Source organism: Psychrobacillus sp. NEAU-3TGS (assembly GCF_029955155.1).
Taxonomy (GTDB): domain Bacteria; phylum Bacillota; class Bacilli; order Bacillales_A; family Planococcaceae; genus Psychrobacillus.
The window spans coordinates 268,313-293,196 of sequence record NZ_JAPNOZ010000006.1; the positions used below are offsets into that span (position 1 = coordinate 268,313).

The 24,884-nt window shown below is 36.4% G+C and carries 27 protein-coding genes; 10 read left to right on the forward strand and 17 right to left on the reverse strand.

The genetic code is table 11. The features are described 5' to 3' along the window. Positions 1-111: 111 nt before the first annotated feature. The 5 genes from OR571_RS06155 to lplA all read right to left on the reverse strand — a co-directional run bounded on the left by OR571_RS06155 (position 112) and on the right by lplA (position 5,634). Positions 112-2,046: an FtsX-like permease family protein gene (locus tag OR571_RS06155; RefSeq protein WP_282241990.1), complete on the reverse strand. Its 1,935-nt coding sequence runs from the start codon at positions 2,044-2,046 to the stop codon at positions 112-114. After that, on the reverse strand, positions 2,018-2,791 hold the full coding sequence (locus OR571_RS06160; protein WP_282241991.1) for an ABC transporter ATP-binding protein: 774 nt from the start codon (positions 2,789-2,791) through the stop codon (positions 2,018-2,020). Before OR571_RS06160 ends, OR571_RS06155 begins: the two co-directional genes overlap by 29 nt. After that, positions 2,751-3,797: a sensor histidine kinase gene (locus OR571_RS06165; protein ID WP_282241992.1), complete on the reverse strand. Its 1,047-nt coding sequence runs from the start codon at positions 3,795-3,797 to the stop codon at positions 2,751-2,753. The genes OR571_RS06160 and OR571_RS06165 overlap by 41 nt, the downstream gene beginning before the upstream one ends. 1 nt (position 3,798) lies before the next feature. Continuing rightward, on the reverse strand, positions 3,799-4,503 hold the full coding sequence (locus OR571_RS06170) for a response regulator transcription factor (protein WP_282241993.1): 705 nt from the start codon (positions 4,501-4,503) through the stop codon (positions 3,799-3,801). A 138-nt stretch (positions 4,504-4,641) separates the two neighbouring features. Beyond that, positions 4,642-5,634, reverse strand: coding sequence for a lipoate--protein ligase (lplA, locus tag OR571_RS06175; RefSeq protein ID WP_282241994.1), 993 nt, complete (start codon positions 5,632-5,634; stop codon positions 4,642-4,644). A 122-nt stretch (positions 5,635-5,756) separates the two neighbouring features. Between lplA and yhfH the strand changes: the two genes are divergently transcribed. After that, the gene (gene yhfH, locus OR571_RS06180; protein WP_142540680.1) at positions 5,757-5,882 is read left to right on the forward strand and encodes a protein YhfH; all 126 of its coding nucleotides are present in this window, start codon (positions 5,757-5,759) and stop codon (positions 5,880-5,882) included. Between the two features lie 792 nt (positions 5,883-6,674). Here the strand turns inward: yhfH and OR571_RS06185 are convergent. From OR571_RS06185 to hemE, 9 genes are all read right to left on the reverse strand, one after another. Continuing rightward, positions 6,675-8,864 (reverse strand): YhgE/Pip domain-containing protein, encoded by a 2,190-nt coding sequence (locus tag OR571_RS06185; protein ID WP_282241995.1) that lies wholly within the window; start codon positions 8,862-8,864, stop codon positions 6,675-6,677. 68 nt (positions 8,865-8,932) lie between these two features. After that, positions 8,933-9,502, reverse strand: a complete 570-nt coding sequence (locus OR571_RS06190) for a TetR/AcrR family transcriptional regulator (RefSeq protein ID WP_282241996.1) — start codon at positions 9,500-9,502, stop codon at positions 8,933-8,935. A 99-nt stretch (positions 9,503-9,601) separates the two neighbouring features. After that, positions 9,602-10,057, reverse strand: coding sequence for a FixH family protein (locus tag OR571_RS06195; protein WP_282241997.1), 456 nt, complete (start codon positions 10,055-10,057; stop codon positions 9,602-9,604). Between the two features lie 52 nt (positions 10,058-10,109). Next, the gene (locus tag OR571_RS06200; protein ID WP_282241998.1) at positions 10,110-11,447 is read right to left on the reverse strand and encodes a sensor histidine kinase; all 1,338 of its coding nucleotides are present in this window, start codon (positions 11,445-11,447) and stop codon (positions 10,110-10,112) included. After that, a complete protein-coding gene (locus OR571_RS06205; protein WP_282241999.1) occupies positions 11,444-12,118 on the reverse strand; it encodes a response regulator transcription factor in 675 nt (224 codons plus the stop codon). The genes OR571_RS06200 and OR571_RS06205 overlap by 4 nt, the downstream gene beginning before the upstream one ends. Then, entirely contained in the window at positions 12,115-13,053 is a 939-nt protein-coding gene (locus OR571_RS06210; protein WP_282242000.1) for a hypothetical protein, read from the reverse strand. The genes OR571_RS06205 and OR571_RS06210 overlap by 4 nt, the downstream gene beginning before the upstream one ends. A gap of 162 nt (positions 13,054-13,215) precedes the next feature. Next, on the reverse strand, positions 13,216-13,386 hold the full coding sequence (locus OR571_RS06215) for a hypothetical protein (RefSeq protein WP_282242001.1): 171 nt from the start codon (positions 13,384-13,386) through the stop codon (positions 13,216-13,218). Between the two features lie 56 nt (positions 13,387-13,442). Further along, the gene (gene hemH / locus OR571_RS06220) at positions 13,443-14,360 is read right to left on the reverse strand and encodes a ferrochelatase (protein WP_282242002.1); all 918 of its coding nucleotides are present in this window, start codon (positions 14,358-14,360) and stop codon (positions 13,443-13,445) included. Positions 14,361-14,390: 30 nt separating this feature from the next. Next, complete coding sequence (hemE, locus tag OR571_RS06225; protein WP_142540673.1) at positions 14,391-15,443, reverse strand: uroporphyrinogen decarboxylase; 1,053 nt, start codon at positions 15,441-15,443, stop codon at positions 14,391-14,393. Between the two features lie 202 nt (positions 15,444-15,645). On the opposite strand from hemE, the gene OR571_RS06230 reads away from it, so the two are divergent. Both OR571_RS06230 and OR571_RS06235 read left to right on the forward strand, forming a co-directional pair. Then, positions 15,646-16,134 (forward strand): antibiotic biosynthesis monooxygenase family protein, encoded by a 489-nt coding sequence (locus tag OR571_RS06230; protein ID WP_282242003.1) that lies wholly within the window; start codon positions 15,646-15,648, stop codon positions 16,132-16,134. Positions 16,135-17,014: 880 nt separating this feature from the next. Beyond that, entirely contained in the window at positions 17,015-18,184 is a 1,170-nt protein-coding gene (locus tag OR571_RS06235) for a M20 metallopeptidase family protein (RefSeq protein WP_282242004.1), read from the forward strand. Between the two features lie 30 nt (positions 18,185-18,214). On the opposite strand, the gene OR571_RS06240 is transcribed toward OR571_RS06235, so the two are convergent. Next, the gene (locus OR571_RS06240) at positions 18,215-19,411 is read right to left on the reverse strand and encodes an ABC transporter permease (RefSeq protein WP_282242005.1); all 1,197 of its coding nucleotides are present in this window, start codon (positions 19,409-19,411) and stop codon (positions 18,215-18,217) included. Continuing rightward, complete coding sequence (locus OR571_RS06245) at positions 19,395-20,144, reverse strand: ABC transporter ATP-binding protein (protein ID WP_282242006.1); 750 nt, start codon at positions 20,142-20,144, stop codon at positions 19,395-19,397. Before OR571_RS06245 ends, OR571_RS06240 begins: the two co-directional genes overlap by 17 nt. A gap of 112 nt (positions 20,145-20,256) precedes the next feature. Here OR571_RS06245 and OR571_RS06250 point away from each other — a divergent pair, with 112 nt between their 5' ends. From OR571_RS06250 to OR571_RS06275, 6 genes are all read left to right on the forward strand, one after another. Further along, the gene (locus OR571_RS06250) at positions 20,257-20,682 is read left to right on the forward strand and encodes an HIT family protein (RefSeq protein ID WP_282242007.1); all 426 of its coding nucleotides are present in this window, start codon (positions 20,257-20,259) and stop codon (positions 20,680-20,682) included. A 120-nt stretch (positions 20,683-20,802) separates the two neighbouring features. Then, positions 20,803-21,327 carry a tryptophan transporter gene (locus OR571_RS06255; RefSeq protein WP_282242008.1) on the forward strand — a complete coding sequence of 175 codons (525 nt, stop codon included), beginning with the start codon at positions 20,803-20,805 and terminating at the stop codon, positions 21,325-21,327. A gap of 105 nt (positions 21,328-21,432) precedes the next feature. Next, positions 21,433-21,807, forward strand: coding sequence for a YtxH domain-containing protein (locus OR571_RS06260; RefSeq protein WP_282242009.1), 375 nt, complete (start codon positions 21,433-21,435; stop codon positions 21,805-21,807). A 255-nt stretch (positions 21,808-22,062) separates the two neighbouring features. Then, positions 22,063-22,602 (forward strand): HTH-type transcriptional regulator Hpr, encoded by a 540-nt coding sequence (locus OR571_RS06265; RefSeq protein ID WP_282242067.1) that lies wholly within the window; start codon positions 22,063-22,065, stop codon positions 22,600-22,602. A gap of 115 nt (positions 22,603-22,717) precedes the next feature. Next, on the forward strand, positions 22,718-23,263 hold the full coding sequence (locus tag OR571_RS06270; protein ID WP_282242010.1) for a DUF3267 domain-containing protein: 546 nt from the start codon (positions 22,718-22,720) through the stop codon (positions 23,261-23,263). Positions 23,264-23,332: 69 nt separating this feature from the next. Beyond that, positions 23,333-23,518 (forward strand): hypothetical protein, encoded by a 186-nt coding sequence (locus OR571_RS06275; protein WP_093270511.1) that lies wholly within the window; start codon positions 23,333-23,335, stop codon positions 23,516-23,518. A 122-nt stretch (positions 23,519-23,640) separates the two neighbouring features. Here the strand turns inward: OR571_RS06275 and OR571_RS06280 are convergent, their stop codons facing one another. After that, entirely contained in the window at positions 23,641-23,745 is a 105-nt protein-coding gene (locus OR571_RS06280; protein WP_282242011.1) for a YjcZ family sporulation protein, read from the reverse strand. A 137-nt stretch (positions 23,746-23,882) separates the two neighbouring features. Between OR571_RS06280 and OR571_RS06285 the strand changes: the two genes are divergently transcribed. Next, positions 23,883-24,848: a peptidylprolyl isomerase gene (locus OR571_RS06285; protein ID WP_282242012.1), complete on the forward strand. Its 966-nt coding sequence runs from the start codon at positions 23,883-23,885 to the stop codon at positions 24,846-24,848. Positions 24,849-24,884 lie beyond the last annotated feature (36 nt).

Below are 24,884 nucleotides of genomic sequence, written 5' to 3' on the forward strand. Positions count from 1 at the left end.
ATCTCCCATTTTTTATTTGAATGAGTATTCATTCATATCCCCAAATTCATTATATAAAAAAAGTTTTGACAATTCAATCTCAAAAGAAGATTGCATCTGACAATCTTCTTTTTACTCTTGTATATGGGCAATATATCTCCATCGAATTAAGAAAAAATAAGAGACTTGAATAACAGTAAATACAATTAGCACAATTAACATTTCCATTGCAATCGAAACCGCTGCTAGATCTACCCAAAAGGCTTGTAAAAAGATAAATGAAAATGTACTATGCACCATTGCAAGTCCCCACGGTAAAAAGAATTGTGGAACTAATTGTCGATTTACAATTTTCACTAGTTCTCGATCGGTTACTCCCATTCTTCGAAGGACATCATATTGCTTTTTATCTCTATCTAAATCTGTATAAAGTTTAAAATAGACAAAACTTCCAGCCGCAAGCAAAAGGACTGCTGCTACAAGTAAGCCAGTAAATAACAATAATGCAAATGTTGCTCGAATAACAGAAAAATTCAATCCTGGATTCACAAAATAAAACGGATTAGGATTCACTTCTGAAACACCCATCGTTTCGGTCATAATTCTATCTAAATTAGTTCCCACATCTTTAGTTCGCAACCACTCCGATACATGAAATGCATAAAAAGTAGTTTTAGACTCTTCTATACTAAACCCAAATAGTGGTTCCGTTATAAGAGAAAAATCCTCGTCACTAATAATGAAAGCTCTATTTTTTATAGCAAAAGAAGGAAAAATTGAGTGTTTATACATTCCTTTTATTTGGATTGGGATGCTACTTTCTTCGAGTACTGTTTGTTCCTCTCCACTTCGAATATTTTCAAAGTCCACTTGGTTATTCCAAACTAATAACGCTTCCCCTTGCCTCAAGTCGATTAACGGCAGTTTCAAGGCAACCGCCAAGCTATTGACTTCTGATTCCTTTATCACATTAACTGGCTCATGGGAGTTAGAGGAAGTTTGCTTTTTCACATTAAATTTTACGAGTTCGTAAGACAAGCCTTCCCTTTGAAGCTCCTGCGACAAGTTCATAATATGTGCTTGTTCAAATGGATTGTCCCAATCACTAGCATAGAAAATACTGACGGGGTTCAGATCCCGATACTGGGCTGTAAAGGAAGTGAAGGAAGTTACTACTCCAACAGATAAAAATGCAATAGTCGATACTATCGTCACAACAAAAAACATCCGGGCATTTTCCCTAATTTTGATCGATGCTTCCGCAAACGCGATTAGACGAAATGAATGCCAATAGAGACTTTCCCTTCTCCGGATGATGTCGAGTATATATAACATACTATCTGTGTAAAAGAAATATGTCCCTATAAAAGCCATTAATATAATCAGCAAGCTCATAAATATATTCATATGGAAAATAGAAAAAATTACGAGACCATACGCTACTGCTAACAACCCTAACCCTAAAAAAGCGTTCCCTTTTTTAAACGTAGCGACTTCGTTGTATTTGCCGTCCCCTTTTATAAGCTGGATAACCTCTTTTTTTCGGATGAATACAACGCTACTGATGGAGATGATAATAAATTGAGATAAAAACACTATAATCGTTAAAGCAAAAGGCTTCCATGATAAGTAAAGAGGTAGACTATCCAGTAAAAACAATTCTCGGATAATCATGAAGAAAAATTTAGAGAAAGAAAATCCAAAGAAAATCCCAATTGTAATAGATATAAACCCTAAAATCATCGTTTCTAAAAAAATTAAACGATTTAACTGCTGCCTTTCCATTCCTAGATTTAGCAAAACCCCGAACTCGTGTAATCTAGCTTGTAAAAACGCACTCATTGAATAAAACAAAAAGAACATTGTAAAGATGATCAGAATTACTTGTGCAACTAGCATTCCACCAAAAGCAATATCTCTTAAAAACTTATCTTCAATATTGGGATGAAACATAAGCATTGAGTACACGAAGAACACCATGACTGAAAATATACTTGCCATAAAAAATGCGGCGTATATTCTACTATTACGAATTACGTTATGATAAGCGAATTGTTGAAAGGTCATTTACATTTCCACCCAATAAAGACAACACATTAAGTATTCTTTGGAAAAAAGTTTGTCTTCTGTCATCTTTATAAATCTCATTGAAGTATTCTCCATCTTTTATAAATAACACTCGATCACAGTAACTAGCCGCTATTGGATCGTGTGTAACCATCATAATGGTCGTTTCACTTACTTTGTTCACTTGTGAAAGAATTTCTAATACATCTTTTGCTGCTTTCGAATCTAAATTTCCGGTAGGCTCATCCGCTAGAATGATACTCGGTTCATGTATTAACGCACGTCCAATAGCTGTTCTTTGCGCCTGGCCTCCTGAAATCTCCGATGGTCTTTTTTCTAAAATAGAAGTTAGGTTAAGATGTTCTGCAATACGTTGTACTTTCGCTTTCATTACTTCCACCGATTGGCCATCGAGCGTTAATGGTAATACCATGTTTTCTTCCACCGTTAGCGCAGGGAGCAAATTGAAATCTTGAAACACAAAACCAAGCTCCCTTCTTCGAAAGAGAGATAAATCGTTTTTAGGGAGCTCTGCTGGTTTTAAACCGCTAATCGTAATTTCTCCGGATGTTGGTCGATCGATAGTCGAAATAATATTCAATAATGTCGTTTTCCCGCTTCCAGAAGGTCCCATTACTGCGATGAACTCTCCTTTTTCTACTTCAAAGCTTAATTGATTAATGGCTAGATGTGCTACTTTGCCTTCATATACTTTCGTTACTTCCTCCAGTATTAATATGGACATCTTGCCCACCTCGCTTCATAATTTCTTGTCTATCAAACTTAATCGATACAGTTGTCCCTTGTCCTACACTAGATTTAACGTCTATTTCATGCCCTAAACGGCTACAAATTTCCTGTGCCAAATATAATCCCATACCAGTAGATTCGCCAGTTTTCCGACCGTTTTCACCTGTGAAAAATGCTTTTGTCACCCTTTTAATATCCGATGCCGGGATACCGATTCCCTCATCTCTAACAGAGAAAATGATTTGCTTCTCCTCGATCTTCGTTTCAAAATACACTTTTTTATTTTTTTCAAATGTATATTTAACTGCATTCGTTACAAATTGTGCAATCACATAACGAATCCATTTTCTATCCGATGTAATCATGCAATCATCCTCCATTGAAATCACTGGAAATAGATGCTTGCCGATAAATAATCGCTTGTTCTCCGTCACAACTTCCTTTACTAATTGCTTTAAATCTATTCGCTCGATTTGCATATCTTCTTCAAAAGTGTCCAATCTCGCGTTCATTAGAACTGCTTCTAGCCCTCTTTTTAGCCGATCCATTTCTTCCATTACACTTATCGAATCTATTTGTTCATTATTTTGCGCCATCAGTTCAAGAATAGAAATCGGGGTTTTCATTTGATGTACCCAGCTATTCATAAACTGTAAATGCCTATTTTGTCTTGCGTATAAAAGTTGTACTTCCTTTTGATATAAACGATAGATATGTTGTAAGTAATTCTCTACTTGTTTAATTTCGGGAGATTGCGCTGATCGTTGTAAAACAACTTCTAATTGAGTTGGGATAGAGAGAATTTTTTTATAGAACGTATATTTTTTCACAAATAACGTCCCTAAAAAAGTAAGCGTTAATATAATACTAATAACAATGGAATAAACCGCGGTGTCTAAATTTCGAAATCCATCCAACCAGTACAATAACATCACAAATAATACTAACGAAAATTGAAAAATGATAAACAGAAAATGCTCCTTTAAAAATAAACGAAACATATTAAGCTTCCTCCGGACTTAGGTTCAAACGATATCCTGCTCCTCGAACTGTTTCAATTGTAGATATCATACCGTAATCCGCCATTTTCTTTCGCACCCTTGTCATATTAACATTAAGCGTATTTTCATCAACAAATGATTGGTCATCCCATAGTTCTTCTAGTAATTGCTCTCTAGTGACTAGCTTTGGATAATTCTTTAGTAATAATTCAAGAATGGTACATTCTTTCTTTTGAAGTGGAATTTCTTCTTTGGATGTATGTAATTCCATACGTTCCATATAAAGTTGTAATTTCCCTACCTTCACTACACGCTCTTCCTGTTTCGCTGCATACTCACCATATGTTCTTCTTAAATGGCTTTTTATCTTAGCTAGGACGATTTCATAGTGAAAAGGCTTTGTAATAAAATCATCTCCACCATTTTCGAGTGCGAAAACTTGGTCCATCTCCCCCGATCTTGCCGAAACAAAAATAATTGGGCAAGTAGTTAGCTGACGGAGTTGACGACACCAATAGTAGCCATCATAAGATGGTAAATTCACATCTAGTAACACAATATGAGGATCGAATGCTGTAAACTCCTCGATTATATGATCAAAATTTTCAATTGTATGTACTTCATAATGGTATTTCCTCAAAGTATCTGCAAGTAGCGATGCGATTTTCCGATCATCTTCTACTACTAACACACGGTGTATCGTCACAAAAATCCTCCTCCGAAATATTATTCTTACCTTATTATATCAAAAAAGAGTCTTCCATACGTTAGTATGTTAGACTCTTCCATCATTACTCACACAAGGCTGGGAGTTAGCAATTCTCTGTTTGCCATACCTACCATTTTAGTAAATAAGCTGTACTAGTTCTTCCTTTGAAATCCCTCCGAAGTATTTAGGGACATCCACCTGCTCCAGTGCTTCTTCAATCGCTTGCTTACTATACACTTTACCTGTCAATAATTGTTCCACTTCTTTAATATCTCCAACACCAAAGAAGTCACCATAAATATTTACTTCTTCTATAATGCCTTTATTTACTTCTAAGCGAACATCGACACCGCCTGCTGGGAATCGGTGTGAATGCTTCATATTAAATTTAGGGGATTTACCGTAGTTCCAATCCCATTGTTGATAACGTTCTTCCGAAAGCTTATGAATATTACTCCAATCTTCTTCAGTCAGCTCCCAATATTGAATATTTTCTGTTCCACCGAAAATAGAGGAAAGAATTTCAGAACGGAATTGTTCAATTGTCATCGGTTCTGCAAGTAAATCAGCAATATTTGTTACACGACTTCGAATTGATTTGATACCTTTTGACTCAATTTTTTCTTTACTTACTTTTAATGCGGACACAACTGCATCAATTTCTGTATCAAACATTAATGTCCCATGGCTAAACATTCTTCCACGAGTAGAAAACTGCGCATTACCGGAGATTTTTTTACCTTCTGCTAATATGTCATTGCGTCCTGATAGTTCCGCATTAACACCCATTTTATGCAATGCATCAACCACTGGCTGTGTAAACTTTTTAAAATTTCGGAAGCTGTCTCCATCGTCTTTCGTTAAAAAGCTGAAATTCAAATTCCCCAAATCATGGTACACAGCACCTCCACCTGATAACCTGCGGACAGGGATAATCCCATTTTTTTCTACAAAATCTGTATTAATTTCCTCGATTGTGTTTTGGTTTCTGCCAATGATGATAGAAGGCTGATTTATGTAAAACAAAAGAAATGAATCTTTTTCCACATCCATTGTATTTAGTGCATATTCTTCAATTGCTAGATTAATACGTGGGTCGGTTATTCCTTTATTATCAATAAAATACATGCTGATCTCTCCTTTACTCCTATTTTAACAAAAAACGAATTAATGTGTTGACAAAAGATTCTGTGTTATATTACAATGTATTTAACTTAACCAGTTATATAACAGATGGAGGTGGAACAACTATGTTAGAAAACGTACTTGAATTTTTCCGTAACCTGCCTAAAAAGAATTGCGCTACATGTGGCGAAACCATCGAAGAACAACATGAGTGCTATGGAAATCACTGCGATAAATGCAGTAATCTTTAATTTCATCAAAAAAGCCAACTAGATACTCCCCTTTCTAGTTGGCATTTTTTTAGGATGATGTTAATAATTTTTAAAAGTAAAATACAGTATGGCATTCATTATATAGTGCGCTATATAGAGATAGTGTGTCTTAGAGGGTTGAATGAATGTCCGCTGGGATTTCCGCTACAGGGTGGATGCTTTCTGCGGGCACGGCTTCAATCTCCTCGTCGCACCGCTCCTGCGGTGCTTTCAGCTCGTGCTTTTCCCGCTGGAGTCACCACCCTTTCGCTTCAATCCAGTAGAGTTTGCTACTTATTCAGAAATAATGCACTAAATCCAAACGCATGTCTCATTTGCTATAAAATTAAATGCAAAGTTGAATGGGACAGACTATCAAACAATTAATATCAAGTTATTGGAAGCTATTTTCCGTTAAATGGCTAATAATAACAATATGCTTAATTTATATTGTTTAAACTAAGACACTGCTAGGTGGATGCTCATAAACTTAGTGCGCTATTTATTTATATACAAAGTAGTCAGCAAGTTCCATTGATTGAAGCGCAAGGTGGCGACACCTGTGGGATCAGCGGGACAGGTGTGACCCCGCAGGAAGCGCTAGCGACGAGGAGGCTCACCGCCCGCCCCACGGTAAGCGTCCGACTGGAGCGGAAATCATAGCGGACATCTTGGTATCTTTATGACGCATTATCCCTATAACGTTCGCTATACCACTTATAGTTTTTTTCACTTCTTATTTTGGAATAGCAAAAGCGCTTATCTCCTTTCATTAGGGATAAGCGCTTTTTATTATGCTTCTGCTGTTTGTTTTGAATGACGTTTTTTGAATATAAGCATGAAATAGCCGAATGTTAAGACTAGACATACTACCATAAATCCGATTAGTACACCGTTGCTTGCCCATAGGTTACTCATATTTCCTGTAGAAATAGCTGCTTTAAAAGCTTGAACAGAATAAGTCATCGGCAATAGTTTATTAAATATTTGTAATGGCTGAGGAATCAGTTCCAGTGGGAATGTTCCAGCACTTGTCGTTAATTGAAGGATCAACACAAGAATAGCCAAGAATCGTCCAGAATCGCTTAGAACAGATACAAATAATTGAATCAACGCTAAAAATGTAAAGCTTGTAATAATCGCTGTTAAGATGAACATACCTACATTTTGTGTTTCTAGCTTAAGCGCAAATAATGCGATCGCTACGACGATTAAGGATTGAATAATACCTACAACCCCAAGTACAGTTACTTTACTTGTAAACCATGCTGCTCCATTTGTAGGCTTGATAGCTGGTTGCACAAGTGGGAATACAATCGAAATCAGTAATGCCCCAACGAATAGACCAAGTGATAAGAAGTAAGGAGTGAATCCTGTACCATAGTTAGGTACTGCATTGACAGCTTCTGTATCTACATCTACTGGAGAGGAAATCATATCAAATGTATCATCATTTGCACTTACGTCTCCAACTTCTTTACTTGCATCTTGTAAGCGAGTTTTCAATGTATCTGTACCATCGACCAATGCTTTTGTACCGTCCGCTAGTTTAGTCGATCCAACTGCAAGTTCTCCTGATTTTTCTGCTAGCGTTCCTGTTCCTTTTTGTAATTGTGTAGAACCATTTGCTAACTGATTAAGACCACTAACCAAGTTTGTTGAACCTGTGTATGCCTGCCCTATACCAGTATTAAATTCTTTCATTTTTGCTGCTAGTGTATTTGTTCCTGTTGCTAAACTAGAAGAACCTTCTACTAATGCCGCAGATGACTCATTTAGTTTTGCAACACCTTGCCCTGCTTGTGTATATCCTGCACTTAATTGCGCAGCCCCATTATGCACTTGAGCTGTTCCATCAGCTAATGCATTTGTTCCACCAGCAAGCTTATCTAATCCTGCTGAGACTGACGAGCTTCCATTTTCTAATTGTTTCAGTGTTTCCGTTAATGCTGCTGCTTGTTCTGCTGGAAGTGTAGCACTTATTTGTTCCATTTGACTTGCTAGCGCTTTAATACCAGTAGTTACTTGAGAAGCCCCTTGTGATAATTGGTTGGCGCTATCATTTAATGTTGCAGAACTACTTTGTAACTTCGCTAATGATTCGACTAAAGCTTTTTCTTTCTCACTAAGTAATTGATAGCTTTCATTTAATTTTGCAACGCCTGCAGTATAGTCGCTAATACCCTCTTTTAATGAGCCTGCACCTGTTGCTGTTTGGCTTGCACCATCCGCTAACTGAGTGGACCCGTCAGCAAGTTTAGCTATTCCATCATTTAGCTGAGTAGAGCCTTTCGCTGCTGATTGAATACCATTTACTACTGTATCTGTACCATCTTGCAGTTCAATTGTGCTGCTTGCCAGTTGCTCTAAATAGCCTTTTAAATCGCTAGCACCGTTATCTATTTCTGAAGCACCATCTTTTAATTGACCAGCACCATCTGACGCTTCGGCAAATCCATCACCAATTTTAGTAATCGAATCAAAAAGCTGTTCTGCGTATGTCGAAGTAACCTCCTTGTTCACCTCTGCTCGAATACGATCCATTGCAGTGCCACCAATTTGAGACGCTAGGAAATTATATCCTTCGTTTGCTTTATACGTGATTACCATTTTTTCTGGCTGTTCATCTAGTAATGTTGTCGCATGTTGTGAAAAGTTTTCTGGAATTTCGATGAGCAAGTAATAATCCTGATCTTCTAAGCCTTGCTGTGCATCTTTTTCCGACACAGATATGAAATTGAACTGCTCACTATCCATCAGTTTATCCTGTAAAGTTTCTCCAAGCTTAAGCTCTAGTCCATCCATTTGTGCACCCTCATCTGAATTGACGATTGCTACAGGTAAATCGCTTAAGCTTGCATATGGATCCCAAAAAGCCCATAAGAACATTCCTGCATACAAAACAGGAATAAATAATACAGCAATAATAGGAATCAATAATTTTCGATTCGTCAATATCGCTTTCCATTCCGCTTTTATCATTCTATCTTCCTCCTAAAACTATTTGACTGAATCACTCATTTGGTCATTTGTTATCAAAAAAATAAGTCTCAAACTAAGAGACTACGAAAAATTGTTTCTTGAAAAAAGTTTGCGATTTCTACTTCGGGTAATGATTCGTCATGCGTAACATTCCAATCATTAATAAAAGCAAGATACGCCTTAAACAATAAGTATGCCACAAGTTCGCTATTTATTTGTCTCAATTCACCCTTTGCTACATACTTATCAATTTTCTCTTTAATGAATGTAACAATCGCTTGCTCCGTTTCATGTAGCATTTGTTTGGCAGCTGGTGTTCTCCAATCTTTTTCCTCATCCACAATTTTGGCATATAGTTGATGAGTTTCTCGGAATTCCAACATTTTCATCAAAGCATCATGAGCATTTTCTTGAAAAGAAGCACCTTCTTTAATAGCATCTGTTGCCTCCTGCTTCATCTCACAAATCATTTTCCGTACAATTTCTTGAAAGAGCACTTCTTTATTTGCAAAAAAAGTATAGATCGTTCCTTTACCCACATTTGCGATTTTTGCTATTTGCTCCATCGTGGTAGCTTTGTAACCGAACAGCGAAAAAGATCTAGTAGCAGCTTCTAAGATTTCTTTTTTGCGATCCATTTGGCACCCCTCCATATTCCACTATAAAAATGACCAGAAAACCATTTCGGTCATCTAGTCATTATAATACTCCTAACATATTCTTTTTGCAAGCATTTTTTAATGACCGTTGTGCATTGTTTCATCACTTTCGTCTGGTAATACTTTACTCAAGTCTGGACTTCCAACTGTCAGCTTTTGTTTTGGCATTGTATGGAGACCCCTTGCAGTAGTGTGAGCAAACATATAATAGACCCCGTCATGATCAAATGTATGATTTGCTTCATATACACCATCTTTTGTTAACGTCCCTTCAATCATTTTCCCTTCATCACGTAAACCGGATTCCCACACTTCGAATTCTACCTTATCTGCATCGTCAACTGCTTCTTCCCCTTGAGTTACCTTGGCAGATAAAACAACTTTTTCACCTACTGCTAATTGTTCAGGAGTTTGTATTTGTACAACAATCTCTTGAAAAGTCGTTTCTTCATGATTTGTATGACTCGCCTCTTCTGCTCCACAACCTGTTAACACCATTGCTGCTAATGTAAAAGTCCCTATCCATTTTATCATTCGAATAAATCCTCCCAAATTGGTAATGTAATATATACAGTAGTTCCTTTTCCTACTTCACTTTCAAAAGCAAGTTTACCATTTGCACATCTACTAGTTGCGCAGCAATGGACAACCCTAATCCTGTTCCACCATCTGATCGGCTTCTCGCCTTATTTACACGGTAAAAACGTTCCGTTATATGAGGCAAGTGCTCCTTTTCGATACCACATCCTTCATCTGTAATTTGAATAATCGTTTCTTTTTTCATTGTTTTATTCGAAATAACGATTTTGGACATGTTTGATGAATATCTAATGGCATTTTCTAAAATGTTAATAAGCACTTGCTTTGTTTTTTGTTCGTCTACACATAAAATCGTTTCTTCGTCTATTGAAATAGCAAACGTTATTTCCTTTTCGTTAGCGATCGGTTTTACTAGCTGTATGACCTCCCGAATTGTTTCTGCTAAAACGAGTGGACCAGTTTCTACCTCTTCTAACGTTTCTGATCTTGCTACAGTTAACAAATCATTGGTCAGCTTCTGCATACGATTTGCTTCTCGTACGATAAGATTGTATATTTCTGCTTTTTTCTCTTCGGGTATTAGATTTTGTTCAAATGCCTCTCCATACCCTTTAATATAACTAATCGGTGTGCGAAGTTCATGGGAAACGACAGAGAGAAAGTTGCGCTTCTTATCGTCTTCCTGTTGAATGGATGTGGCCATTTGGTTAAAACTTTGTGCTAGATCCCCTACTTCATCTTGAGACTCTACTTTTACACGTGTATCATACTTTCCGGCAGCCATATCTAATGCTGCTTCGTTTAATATGGCTAAAGGTTTTAGCACTCTTTGCAAACTCTTCAGGCTAATATATGCCAAGCAAATTAATAGAAGAGAAACAATTGCAATTAAAAAAAGTACATCACTGGATGCCATCTCAGCAATTTTCGTTAAAGGCACATATATATAAATAATTCCTTCTAATCTATTCTCATCAACAAGTGGATAAATAACCGACACTACCTCCCGGTCAAATCGCTTTTCATACCCACGTTTTGTTAGTGCATTTCCATTTATTAGTTCGACTCGTTCTTCTGCTCCGATTAATGTATCATAATCAATATCGAACGGTAGACACGCGCTAAGCTCTCTCGGATTACGCACCGTAAATACTTCCATATCTGAAAAACGATTATAATCTTCGGTTTGTTTAATAAAATCATCCGTTACGACTCCGCCATCGTAGGTACGCTGCAAATTCTCTGCAACTTCTTTCATAGTAGCTTCTGTATGCTGCACATAAAGCTCCTCATATAAAAAATTCGTAAAGATGACTAAAAAAACAATCGTCGTTGTGATAAAGACAAGTAACAACATCCAAATTTTAACCGATAGTTTTTTCATTTTCTTACCTCAAAACGATAACCAATTCCCCAAACTGTTTCAATGTATCTTCCTGCAACAGTACCAAGCTTTAATCGAAGCGTTTTAATATGTGTATCTACTGTCCGAGTCCCGCCTTCATAATCTAGCCCCCAAAGTCTTTCTAAGAGTTGCTCCCTTGAGAACGCCACCCCTTCATTGTCCATAAATAAATGAAGCAGTTCATATTCCTTAAGTGTAAGATTGATTTTTTTACCACCACTTAATATTTGTCTGCCTGCAGGATCATTTACTAAGATTCCTTTTGTGATCTTTACATCTTTGGTTTCTTTCCCCATTCTTCTTAAAAGAGCATCTATTCTCGCTATTAGTTCAATCGCCGTAAATGGTTTAATGACATAATCATCCCCACCTAGCTTAAGCCCTTTTACTAAGTCTGTTTTTGCATCTAATGCGGTGAGAAAAATGATTGGTATTGATGAAAACTCTCTTAATTCCTGGCACACTTCAAAACCGCTTTTCCCAGGCATCATGACATCAAGTAATATTAAATCAATTGAAATTGAATGAACCATTTGGATGGCATCTTCTCCATTTTCAGCATGCAACACATCAAAACCACTTTTTTGCAAATGCAATTCAATTAGTTTGCGCATCTCCAGTTCATCATCTACTACTAATATCGTTGTCATTTGCTAACCTCCCTTACGACTAACTGAAATGGTCCTTTACCTACTTGAAGCTTATTGGTTACTTTGCCCGATTTTATAAAGTATAGTTGATGATCATCATATCCTGCTAGTACAATGTTGTCTCCAAATGTTGCGATTGAAAATGGGTTTGCACCTGCTTTCATTGAAGCTAGCACCTCTCCCGTTTTTGAAATCTCATAAACTGTGCTGCTTCCATGACTCACCGCAAAAATATGTCCATTTCCCGCTTTCGTCATATGAATCGGCATCATCGGCGCTTCTATCTCACCGAGCAACTCTCCAGTTTTAATATTATATCTTTTAATAACTCGATTAGGACTACTACCAGCCCCATGTCCACCGAGCCATAGTTCGTTTCCACTCACTAAAATCCCATGCGAGGAATTAGGAATCTCCCATTTCGTTTTTTCCTTTAAATTTAATGAAAAGATCGAAAGAATTTCATCTTTGAAGTTCACTACATACAAATCACCGTCATGCGCAATCATCGACATCGGATAATTACCGGTAGCTGCTTCTGCTAGAAGTTCTCCTTTCTGATCGAAAAGAGAAACAGTATTTTCTTTTCCATTTGCTATGTAAATATTTTCTTCATAAGCGTAAGCAAAGGTTGTTCCTTCTCGTACATCCAGCGTTGCCAACTGTTTCCCCGTAGACAATTGAATAAGTACCGCTTCCTCCAACGTAAATCCATATAGTAATAATAGGTCATCTGACACTAATGTAAATCCTGTATATGCTGCATCCAGTTGCCAACTTTCCATCACTTCTTGCTCCTCGGAGATGAAATCTATCGTTCCCTCTACCACATTTAAGCTTGCAACAAATTTTTCGGATGGATCAATAGATGGCAACGAGGGCTTTCCACACGCACCCAGCAAAAACAAGACGAACAATATACTTAGCTTTTTCAACTCCCCACCCCCTAAAACTATTTTACCGAATACGTGTGAAGAAAGTTTGAAATTCGATTAAAGATAAGAGCAAACTCTGGGTAAAATATCCTTTTACAACTAAACACTCAGATTTTACAACTAAACTCCTCGAAATTCCAACTAAAACCGGTATTTTTCCAATTAAATGAAATCTCCAAGAAGTAATACCGAAAAATAGCTTTTGGGAGAAGAAAATGCATGCTGAAAATGGATAAAATATCCTTTTGCAACTAAATGCTCAAATTTTACAACTAAACTCTTCCAAATTCCAACTAAAACCGCTGTTTTTCCAACTAAACTAAGCTTCCACAAAAAAATCTCCAAAAGCCAAGTAGAAGTAGCTTTTGGAGATTACATTTTTCTATTAATTACGCACGAAGCTGTTTTAACACAACATCGGCCATCGCATCGATGAATAATGGCTGATCATTTGGCATCGCTGGGCGTACATATGTAGCTCCAATTTCATCACACACAACTTTACACTCATAATCGTTATCGTATAGTACTTCTAAATGCTCTGCTACGAAACCAACCGGGGTGTACACAAAAGTTGTATAGCCTTTTTCTTCGTGTAATTCCCGAGTTAAATCTTGTACATCTGGTCCAATCCATGGCTCTGGAGTTTGTCCAGCACTTTGCCAACCAACGGCATAGTTTTTCACACCTGCTGCTTTTGCGATTAAATCTGCCGTCTCATTTAACTGATCTGCATATGGATCTCCCATAGCAAGAATTTTTTCAGGAAGGGAGTGGGCAGAAACGATCAAACAAGCTTTTTCTCTTTGTTCTTCTGACATTGCTGCAAATGCTTCGCTTACTTTTTCATTCCAATATTGGATGAATTTTGGCTCATCATACCAGCTTTCCACAGAAGTAATCGTTAAATTGCCTAATTTCTCTGCTTCTTCCTTGATTCGACCATTATAAGATTTAATCGAGAATGTAGAGAAATGTGGCGCCAATACGATAGAAACCGCTTCTGAAATGCCGTCTTTATGCATTTGCGCTACTGCATCTTCTAAATAAGGCTCAATATGTTTTAATCCAATATATAGCTTGAATTCGATTTCATCTTGCATTTCATTTAAACGCTTGCAAAGATCTTCTGCTTGATTTTGCGTTATTTTCGCAAGTGGGGAAATACCTCCGATTGCCTTGTAACGACCGGTTAAGTCTGCTAGTTGTTCCTCACTTGGCTTTCTGCCATGGCGAATATGCGTATAGTAACGTTCAATATCTGCTTCTTCGTACGGAGTGCCATATGCCATTACTAATAATCCCATTGTTTTTTCATCATTGTCACCTCAAAAAGTTTAGTTAGACTTTGCTGCGATGAGTTCGCGGCTATATTCATGTACAAATGTTGTTAAACGTTTTAATGTATCGGGATTCACTTCAGGGAACACACCGTGACCAATATTAAATATATGACCTGGCTGTGCTACCCCTTGCTCAATAATAAGCTTCGCACGTTTTTCAATTTCCGCCCAGTCTCCGATTAAGTAAGATGGATCCAAGTTTCCTTGAAGTGGTTTTGTCAATCCTTTTGCACGTGCTTCCTCGATCGATAAACGCCAATCCAGTCCAACTACATCTACCGGAAGATCATGCCATTCATTTGCTAAATGACTTGCACCTACACCAAAGGTTATTAAAGGTACACCTAGCTCACGAAGTTCCGTAAAGATTCTTGTCATCACGGGTTTAATGAAAATACGATAATCTGCTACATTCAAAGCACCTACCCATGAGTCGAAAATCTGAATCGCTTTCGCTCCGGCTTTTACTTGTGCTTTAATATAAACGATAATCATATCTGCAAGTTTATCCATTAATGCAAACCAAGCTTCTGATTCAGAAATCATGAACGCTTTTGTTTTGTTATAGCTTTTAGATGGTCCACCTTCAATCATATAACTCGCAAGTGTGAATGGTGCTCCAGCAAATCCGATTAGTGGAACATTCAACTGTTCAGTTGTTAACAATTTTATCGTTTCTAATACAAAAGGCACATCATCTTCTGGAGATAAATCTCCAAGATTATTTACATCTTGCACTGAGCTTATTGGATTTGAAATTACTGGACCTACACCTGCTTTTATCTTCACATCTACACCGATTCCAGGCAGTGGAGTAACAATATCTTTATACAGAATTGCTGCATCCACATTGTAATTTTCTACTGGCAAACGTGTAACATATGCACATAATTCTGGTTCGTGCGTAATTTGTTCTAAAGAATACTTTTCTTTTATTTTTCTATACTCAGGTTGGGATCTTCCTGCTTGCCTCATATACCAAACTGGAGTGTGCTCAACCTCTTCTCCGCGGGCTGCACGAAGAAGTGTATCATTAAAAGTAGTCATTCAAAATTCCTGCCTTTCTTCTACTTACGATCATTTTTCCAATATACGTCTTCACTATAGTCGTTCTATTTCCTATTGTATAGGTATATAGTGTAATTGTCATAAATTTGTCCTGATTCCTCTTTAAAATTGGATTCAAAGGTTTTTAAATTTGCAATTAGGGGAAAAGTAATAAAAATAAACAAATTTAGGAGGTATTTACATGAATTTATATATTACTTCAGGAACACCTGAATTTATGGAATCCATAAAAAAGAAACATCCCAATGAGCAAATATACGCATTGCATGGAATAGGTAATTCTGTACTCATCCATGAAACTGACAAAAAATCTGTTTTTCAAGCTCCTAGAAAATATGAAATTATTGAGGCTTCTGGACAATTCTCCAAAAAGGGCTATTTCGCTATACAAAACATTCCCCTTTCAGACGAAGGCAAACCCATTTTCGAATATAAATATACAAATTTATCGCCAACCCTTGAATCTGAGCCAGGTTTTATCGCATTACGTGTATTAAAACCAATCAAATCAGACACTTATATTATTTTAACAGAATGGTCTGGTCCAAACAGCTATGAAGTTTGGGCAAAATCTCACCCAATGAATTTTGATGACATTACCGATAAACAGCAATTCTTCACAAGTGCTCCTTATGTGTCTACTTATTCATCCACAAATGAAGAAGACTAATTTAAAGATGGTACTAACTTTACTTTAAAGTTGATCCGCAATGATAAGTAAACCCCCCAAGCTAGCTAAGGTTCAGGGACGGTTTACTTTTTTCTATTAACAAGATAGAAGTACCTCATTAGAACTATAAAATCTTCATGTAAACTCCCGTTTAGTTTAAAATCATATGCTCTGCTATTGCCTATTATAGGAATAATACGTCATAAGATAGAGCTATTAATTGTCTGTTGGGATTTCCGCTACAGGGTGGATGCTTTCCGCGGGACGGCTTCAATCTCCTCGTCGCTCACGCTCCTGCGGGGCTTTCAGCACGTTCTTTTCCCGCTGGAGTCGCCACTCTTTCGCTACAATCCACTAGAACTTGTCGACTAGTAAGAGAGCGGATATAAAGTTTAGTTTGATTTGTATTTCTAAATGATAACTAGTTAGCAAAATGCCACCTACCATTAGTGCTTTAGATCAAATGATTGGAGGTTCTCTTCCTAGCTAATGGAAAGGTTATATTTTATGAAAATAATGATTGTTTCAAACATGCCGCTACATTGATTTTCGTGAAAGGATGGCGACTCCTGTCGGATGAGTGTGCAGATGAGACTGCACAACGTAAGCGAAGCGTCGGTGCTGGCTCATCGCTCACCCGGCGGAAAGCGTCCATCCTGTAACGAAAAGCACAGCGGTCACTAGTCAACACACTACGTCGCACTTTTTCTAAAAAGTGTCTTCTCTTAGATTAATGAAAGCTCCTAATTCTGCAAAGCGAATCACAGCATTCACTACGCGAATTCTTTCATTTGGTAATAAAATGGAAAATATCAATCTACCCAACTAATAGTCTTCTTTTTTGTTATAATGAGAAAAAGATAAATGGAGGCTTAGATTAATGACAAAAGAATTAACAGAAAAATTAGATAGTGCATTTGAAGAGATGGTCGAAATCCGTCGTTATTTACATATGCATCCCGAAGTATCATTTAAAGAAACAAAAACGGCTCAATATATTCAAGATTTTTATACGAATTTAGGTATACCATTTGAAGCAAATGTTGGAGGAAATGGTGTTGTCGCAAGAGTAAAAGGCGCTTTACCTGGTAAAACAGTTGCACTTCGAGCTGATTTCGATGCACTACCTATTCAAGATGAAAAAGATGTTCCTTATAAATCTACCGTAGACGGTGTTATGCATGCATGTGGGCATGATGGTCATACCGCAACCCTCATGATACTTGCACGTACAATCAATGAATTAAAAGAAGAATTAGCTGGAGAGTATGTATTTATTCATCAGCATGCAGAAGAATATGCACCAGGTGGAGCAAAACCTATGATTGAAGCGGGATGTCTAGAAGGTGTCGACGCTATTTTTGGCACGCACCTATGGTCTTTATTCCCTCTTGGATCTATCGAATATAAAACTGGTCCAATTATGGCGGCAGCGGACCGTTTTGAAATTACGATTCAAGGGCAAGGTGGACATGGAGCGAATCCTCATCAGTCAAAAGATGCAATTGTTGTTGCCTCCCAACTTGTCGTGAATTTGCAGCAATTAGTAGCTAGAAGAGTCGATCCTACACAATCTGCTGTTCTTTCTGTTGGTTCTTTTGTTGCAGAAAATGCTTTTAATATTATTGCAGACAATGTAAAACTAGCTGGCACAGTACGAACTTTTGATGCAGATGTAAGAGATTTAATGGAGCGTGAATTAGAACGTGTAATCGAAGGTACTTGCCTTGCTGCTGATTGTACATATACGTTCAAGTATACTCGTGGATATCCACCAGTTATTAATCATAAAGAAGAAACTGAGTTTTTAGCAGCAGTTGCAAAGGATATACCAGGTGTAGAACTAGTAAAAGAGTCAGAGCTTCTAATGATTGGCGAGGATTTTGGTTACTATATGGAAGAGATTCCTGGGACATTTTTCTTTACTGGTGCAATGCCAGAAGGACAAGCTTATCCACACCATAGTCCAAAGTTTGACTTCGACGAACGTGCAATGCTCACTGCAGCTAAAACATTAGGAACAGCTGCTATCCAATATCAAACGAAATAACAAAAAGGCTGTCGTTCGACAGCCTTTTTGTTATTTCTTACTCATTCGAATAGTAAGCTCTGAAACAATGTAGACAGCAAGTGGTATTAAGAACAATTGTAACGTGAACTCACCTTGCACTAATACTACGATAAGTACCAAAATTGCTTGTACGAATTGAATCATACGCATTAACTTATTGACTGCCCATTTCCTAGCATTCGAATCTACCGGAAACAACTGATCCATTCGAAACTCATGTCCTGATAACAAAGCATGTCGTAGCTGTACAACTGTTGCAAATGCAAGCGCACTTGAGAAGATAATCGCAACGATTGGAAACGGAATAAAAAACACACCAATAACCGATATAGCTGTAAGTCTTACCCACAAGTAGAAATAATCATTTGTGCGGATAAAGGTCCGCAATACTAAATATAGCTGACTATTTTTTTGCGCATATGGGACAAAACTATAAACAATATCCAGCCATTTTCTTCTTTTTGTCATGCCTCTTATATGAGGAACATCGGTAAAATAATTCGCAAATCTGTAAAAACGCATCATTCTGGATTGTTCCACTCCGATAAAATGATCGAACGGAAATGGTACTTCTTGCTTTTTCTTCTGCCAAACTAATGTATAAATCAGTTGAATCATAACAACCACGATTAAAAATAAATAGTTTCCACTCAATAAGAAATAGAGCGCCGCAAATAACAAAAGAAAACGTATGAAACGGTCAACCCAAACTTGTTTCCCATTTGAAGCAAACCGATAATTAAATTCTGTATGAATACTCCAATACTTCATCACAAGGATAAAGACGAACAAAGATAAAATTTCTTCTTTTGTAGCACCGGCAACTTTTGTAAGTAACGGTATAGTAACAATAAAAGTCGCAAGCGATAGAAAAATAGAAGAAAAGTAAGTCCATCTCAGTGCAAGCTTGAAATATTCCTTCAGTTTCGTTTCTAAAGGTAAAAAGTAAACACTATCTGCGTGCTTCATAAGTGTAGCCGGAGAACTTATCGCCAACAAAATACTTAAAATGAATGCTACAACTAAAAAAGCGGGAAAATCTTTCGGAGCTGTATTAAGCCACTCACTGTACGTATATCCACCTGCACCTAGGACGAAAACAATTACAATCGCTATATGCCCAGTGAAAATATACTTTAAGTATTTTTGTAATTCATTTATATAATAGACAAAACGTTTACCCCATATTTCACGCAAATTGTTCATCTTGTTGTTCCTTCGTCATTTCGATATATAGATCGTCTAATGTCGCATATGGTTTGTTAAAAGCAACTCGTAAATCATCCATTGTTCCTTGTGCACGTATTTTCCCATTATGCAAAAGAAGAATGCGATCGCAATATTTCTCTGCTGTCGATAAAATATGTGTCGACATAAGAACTGAGGCCCCTTCGTCTTTTCGTGCCTTCATTTGATCAAGCAGCGATTGAATACCTAATGGATCTAAACCTACAAAAGGTTCATCAATGATATATAAATCGGGATTCACTAAAAAAGCACACATGATCATTACTTTTTGACGCATTCCTTTTGAAAAGTGCGCTGGAAACCAATTCAATCGTTTTTCCATTCGAAACTCTTTCAATAGAGACTCTTTTCTTGCTTCGAATATGGTTTGTTCTAAATTATAGGCCATTGCAGTTAGCTCTAAATGTTCTTTTAATGTTAACTCATCGTACAATACTGGCGTTTCCGGTATATACGAAAAAGAAGTTCGATACGTTGCTGGATCCTCTTTTAGCGATTTTCCGTTAAGTAGAATTTCTCCCTTTGCAGCGTTCATCGTTCCTATTATGTGTTTAATCGTAGTACTCTTCCCTGCTCCATTTAATCCTATTAACCCAACTAGCTCTCCTTTTCCAATAGAAAAAGTTAGATCATGTAGCACTGGCTTCCTTGTATAGCCACCTGTTACGTTAGTTAGTTCTAATACTGTCATTTCTTGCACCTCATCTCTTCTAAATAGTTTATCAAAACCTGTACGAAAAATCTTCTTTAAGTTGTCCTATTATATGCTAAACTATTGGTAACAATGAATAGGAGGTTTTTCCATGAGTGAATGTATTTTTTGCAAAATAATTGACGGTTCTATTCCAAGTGCGAAAATTTATGAGGATGAGCATGTTTATGCCTTTATGGATATTCAACCACTTACAAAAGGACATACGCTCGTTATTCCAAAAAGTCATAAAGAATATGTATATGATTTATCCGAAGACGAAGCGAGTAATCTATTTAAAGTAGTTCCAAAGATTGCTTCTGTTTTAAAAGAAACATTTGGACCTGTTGGCATGAATTTGCTCAATAATAATGGGGCACCTGCTGGACAAAGTGTTTTCCATTTTCACTTACACTTTATACCACGTTATGACCAAACGGATGGTTTCCGAGCTACATGGCATACAAAAGAAAAAACCTTCACATCAGAAGTAATTCAAGATTTAGCAAAAGAATTAGCTGAAAAACTGGCAAACTAGTTATTGCAATTACAGGAAAAAAGACTTACAATCAGGAGTAAGATTCTTGCTAACGATCAAGAGGATACGTTAGAGGAATTTTAACAAATCGAGCTTAGAAAAGCTGAGGAGAGATGAGAATTGAATACGAAAAATTTAGTATTAATGTCCCTATTAATAGGGGTCGGTGCTGTGCTTTATATTATTATCCCTGGATTTAATGGCGGGATGAAACCAGACTTCATGTTAACGATGATGTTTATAGGCATCCTATTGTTTCCTGAAGTAAAAAGTGTATTTCTACTTGGTGTTTCAACAGGTGTAATCTCTGGATTATTTTCTACATTCCCAGGTGGATTTGTGCCAAATATTATTGATAAATCGGTAACAGCGTTTGTCTTCTTTGGATTAGTACTATTACTTACTAAATTTGCTAACAAATTACCTGTAGCTGTAGTTCTTACATGTGTAGGAACACTTGTATCAGGTACGGTATTTTTATCATCTGCGATTTTTGTTTTTGGAGCAGGTGCTGCATTTGGTGAATTATTTGTTTTAGTTGTTCTTCCAGCAATCGCGATTAATGCAGTAGCATTTTTTATTATCTATCCGATTATCGGCAAACTGGTTAAACGCTCTAAATTTGAAACAGCACTTACAGCTTAAAATTACTCGCTTTCCTTTTCTTGAGGAAAGCTTTTTTTGTTTTGATTAATATGTTTTAATTAGGTTATGAAAAGGAATAATATAATACATAAGGGGTGAATATAAATGAAAATAGTGCCATTATTTTTAGGGATTGCAACGGGCGTATTAGCTGGGGCTACTACTGTATTGTTATCCACTCCAAAGTCGGGTAGTGAAGTACGTATTTCCTTAAAATCGACTTCAACTGATTTTCGGGACAAATTGTCTGATATAAAACTTCAATTGCAAGATGTAAAAAATTCTATTCGCACTCTAACAAAAGAGTCGAAAGAAGTTATCCCAGAGGCAATTGAAGAGATTAAGGCAGATGTGGAGCAATGGAAAAATGAAACTGCCCCACTACAAACAAAACTTCAAGAAGAAATTTCCGCTATTCAATCAGCGATCGAAGAAATGGAAAAAGCATTACCAAAGAAAAAAGAGGTTGCTATAAACTAAGCTCATTTTCCAATATAATAGGACCCTTGTTGTTTAATCTTAAAACAACAAGGGTCCTATTTTTATGGCCATGGAAGTTGAAAAGCCGAATAGTTAAATAACCCATTGTTCCTATATATTATGTGTCCTACTTTATAGGTGCCTTAATATTTTTCTATTTTTTATAATATGAACTATCATTTTTTTCGATAATATGTATTCAGTTACATACTTTCTTGCTATAATGTTTGAAAGATTATAATAGAGAAAGAAGGTATACATATGAATGAACAGTTTTATACGATGAAAGAAGCCATGATCTATAGTCAGCGTATTGCACAACTATCAAAAGCATTATGGAAAGCTGTAGAAAAAGATTGGCAAGCATGGATAAAACCTTATGACTTGAATATTAATGAACATCATATATTATGGATTTCTTATCATTTAGAGGGCGCTACCGTATCGGAAGTAGCAAAATTTGGAGTAATGCATGTTTCAACTGCTTTTAATTTTTCTAAAAAGTTAGAAGAACGCGGCTTACTTGCTTTTTCTAAAAGAGAATCCGACAAACGGAACACATACGTAGAGATTACTCCCAAGGGAAAAACATTACTCGACGAAATGTATGAAAACTATCATGAGACCCCCCATTCCGTTATAGAAGGATCCCGCTCCATGAAACAATTGTATGGAAAGTTTCCAGAATTTTTAGATGTAATGACAGTGATAAGAAATATTTATGGTGAAGATTTCATGGAAATATTTGAACGCTCTATAAAAAATATCGACGAATCCTTCACACAAAAGGAATAATTTTTGCTAGTGTAAGCGCTCTATAATTTTTAATAATTTATGTATTGCATTTTAAAAGTAAAAGTCGTATTGTATGTATCTGAAGTTATTCTCTTCTTTAGGAGTTGCATACAATTTGCACTGTTGGAAAACAATTAATGTAAAAAAGCAATATGGCTTAGAAAGGTTATTTCTCTTATCCTCTCTATTAGTTATAATCGTTTTTTCTTTCGCATACGTTTTGTTAGGAATTATAAATGATACACATAAATCAGATGATTATTTTTTATTATTTACACTAGGATTTTTAAGTATTTACCCGCTTCATAAGTTATTACACTACCTCCCACTTTATAAGTTCCGTGAGAACTTGAAGATAGTAAATAAAAAACAATTTGGATTTTTACCTACTGTTTCGATTAGAGTAGTGGAACCAATTATAAAAAAAAGATTTATCTATTCTTTATTAGCGCCTTTTATCTTTATCAATCTTGTTTTAATAATAGGAGCTTTACTTGTACCTGTTTTTTCCCATTACTTTACTATGCTATTAGCGTACCATTGTGGTATATGTTTAATCGATTTAATATATGTAAAGCATTTAAGCAAGTCTCCAAAAAGTGCATATATTGAAGAAACGGAAGCAGGTTTTGAAATTTTGATCGCTCCAACACATACTTAGCAAAATGTAACACTTGTAAAATTCGTTCCTTCTTTGATATGCTTACTAGTATATGAAGGGAGTCTAGACATGATTATATTTACGTTAGTTCTATTCTCAGCATTTTATTTGCTACAAATAAACCGAATGACATACGCTTTAGTTATGTCAAAAGAAATTCCAGAAGAAAAACACCCGAAGATTTTTCGTACCATTAATATACTGATCACGATTCTTCTTGTTTCCTTCTACGTAGAACTATTTTACACAGTTTAAGAGAAAAAAATGGACCCAAATCATCTGAATGATTTAGGGTCATTTCTTTTTCTGATTTGCATAATCCTAAAAATGAATAGGGAACTAAGACCGATTTTACACGATCTTAGTTCACGTCTTCATTAGTAAAGAAACGCTGCCCCTACAATGATCAATAGAATGAATAGAACAACAATCAAAGCAAAGCCAGAACCAGAACCATAACCACCGTTATATTGTCCGCCCATTTAAAACACCTCCTTTTCCATGTATCCTATGCGATATTTTGAACAATCGGTAGGCAAATGAACGGGAACCATTTTTGTTTTTATTTCGTTTATGTTATAGTAACAACTGCAGCAACAAGAAGTTAGGAGAGAATTCTATGAAAAAAACAGTATTAACATTCACACTTGCAGCATCCGTTTTTGCATTAGGTGCTTGTAGTAATGATTCCGCAGCTGACAACGAAGTAATTGCTACTTCTAAAGTTGGAGATATCACTCAGAATGACTTATATGAAGAGATGAAAGCATCTATAGGGGATCAAGCATTTCAGCTTCTGATGATTGAAAAAGTACTTTCATCGAAGTATAAGGTGACAGAAGATGAAGTAAATGCACAACTAGAAGCAGATAAAAAGCAATATGGCGATAGCTTCGAAGCCATGATCGCACAACAAGGATATACAGAATCTTCGTACAAAAAATACCTAGAACTTAACTTGATGCAAGAGAAAGCATTAATTGAGGACGTGGATGTAACTGAAGAAGAAGTTAAAGCGGAATACGAAAATATCAAAAATGAAATCCAAGCTCGTCATATAGTAGTAGAAGACGAAGAGACTGCCAAAAAGGCGAAAGCTGAAATTGAATCTGGAAAAGATTTTGCAGAAGTTGCAAAAGAATATTCTATTGAACAAGCAGCACAAACAACTGGTGGAGATTTAGGTTGGTTTAACAAAGCAACTAATATGGATGAGAAATTTTTAGAAGGTGCTTTTGCATTGGAGAAAAACGTGCTAAGCGAGCCAATACAATCTAGCTTTGGCTATCACATCATTGAAGTAACGGACAAGCGTGAAATTAAAGAATCATACGAAGATAAAAAAGCAGAGCTTGAAAAACAATTAAAGCTTGAAAAAGCAGATACTTCAAAGCTATTAACAAAAGTAGCGAAAATGATGAAAGATGCAGATATCAAAATCAAAGATGAAGATTTAAAAACAGCATTGGATGAGTTTTTAAATGCTGCTGATACACCAGCACCAACTGAAACAGATGCAGAAGCAGGTACAGATACAGATAAAACAACTGAAGATGCAGATACTTCAACAGAAGAAAGTAAATAATTTTTCATACAAAAAGCGTAAGGGCATGGGCCTTTA

Excerpts from the sequence above, each read along its gene's own strand:
- OR571_RS06155 (WP_282241990.1), bottom strand. The coding sequence starts at position 2,046 with ATGACCTTTCAACAATTCGCTTATCATAACGTAATTCGTAATAGTAGA.
- OR571_RS06160 (WP_282241991.1), bottom strand. The coding sequence starts at position 2,791 with ATGTCCATATTAATACTGGAGGAAGTAACGAAAGTATATGAAGGCAAA.
- OR571_RS06165 (WP_282241992.1), bottom strand. The coding sequence starts at position 3,797 with ATGTTTCGTTTATTTTTAAAGGAGCATTTTCTGTTTATCATTTTTCAA.
- lplA (WP_282241994.1), bottom strand. The coding sequence starts at position 5,634 with ATGTATTTTATTGATAATAAAGGAATAACCGACCCACGTATTAATCTA.
- yhfH (WP_142540680.1), top strand. The coding sequence starts at position 5,757 with ATGTTAGAAAACGTACTTGAATTTTTCCGTAACCTGCCTAAAAAGAAT.
- OR571_RS06185 (WP_282241995.1), bottom strand. The coding sequence starts at position 8,864 with ATGATAAAAGCGGAATGGAAAGCGATATTGACGAATCGAAAATTATTG.
- OR571_RS06190 (WP_282241996.1), bottom strand. The coding sequence starts at position 9,502 with ATGGATCGCAAAAAAGAAATCTTAGAAGCTGCTACTAGATCTTTTTCG.
- OR571_RS06195 (WP_282241997.1), bottom strand. The coding sequence starts at position 10,057 with ATGATAAAATGGATAGGGACTTTTACATTAGCAGCAATGGTGTTAACA.
- OR571_RS06200 (WP_282241998.1), bottom strand. The coding sequence starts at position 11,447 with ATGAAAAAACTATCGGTTAAAATTTGGATGTTGTTACTTGTCTTTATC.
- OR571_RS06205 (WP_282241999.1), bottom strand. The coding sequence starts at position 12,118 with ATGACAACGATATTAGTAGTAGATGATGAACTGGAGATGCGCAAACTA.
- hemH (WP_282242002.1), bottom strand. The coding sequence starts at position 14,360 with ATGGGATTATTAGTAATGGCATATGGCACTCCGTACGAAGAAGCAGAT.
- hemE (WP_142540673.1), bottom strand. The coding sequence starts at position 15,443 with ATGACTACTTTTAATGATACACTTCTTCGTGCAGCCCGCGGAGAAGAG.
- OR571_RS06230 (WP_282242003.1), top strand. The coding sequence starts at position 15,646 with ATGAATTTATATATTACTTCAGGAACACCTGAATTTATGGAATCCATA.
- OR571_RS06235 (WP_282242004.1), top strand. The coding sequence starts at position 17,015 with ATGACAAAAGAATTAACAGAAAAATTAGATAGTGCATTTGAAGAGATG.
- OR571_RS06240 (WP_282242005.1), bottom strand. The coding sequence starts at position 19,411 with ATGAACAATTTGCGTGAAATATGGGGTAAACGTTTTGTCTATTATATA.
- OR571_RS06245 (WP_282242006.1), bottom strand. The coding sequence starts at position 20,144 with ATGACAGTATTAGAACTAACTAACGTAACAGGTGGCTATACAAGGAAG.
- OR571_RS06250 (WP_282242007.1), top strand. The coding sequence starts at position 20,257 with ATGAGTGAATGTATTTTTTGCAAAATAATTGACGGTTCTATTCCAAGT.
- OR571_RS06260 (WP_282242009.1), top strand. The coding sequence starts at position 21,433 with ATGAAAATAGTGCCATTATTTTTAGGGATTGCAACGGGCGTATTAGCT.
- OR571_RS06275 (WP_093270511.1), top strand. The coding sequence starts at position 23,333 with ATGATTATATTTACGTTAGTTCTATTCTCAGCATTTTATTTGCTACAA.
- OR571_RS06280 (WP_282242011.1), bottom strand. The coding sequence starts at position 23,745 with ATGGGCGGACAATATAACGGTGGTTATGGTTCTGGTTCTGGCTTTGCT.
- OR571_RS06285 (WP_282242012.1), top strand. The coding sequence starts at position 23,883 with ATGAAAAAAACAGTATTAACATTCACACTTGCAGCATCCGTTTTTGCA.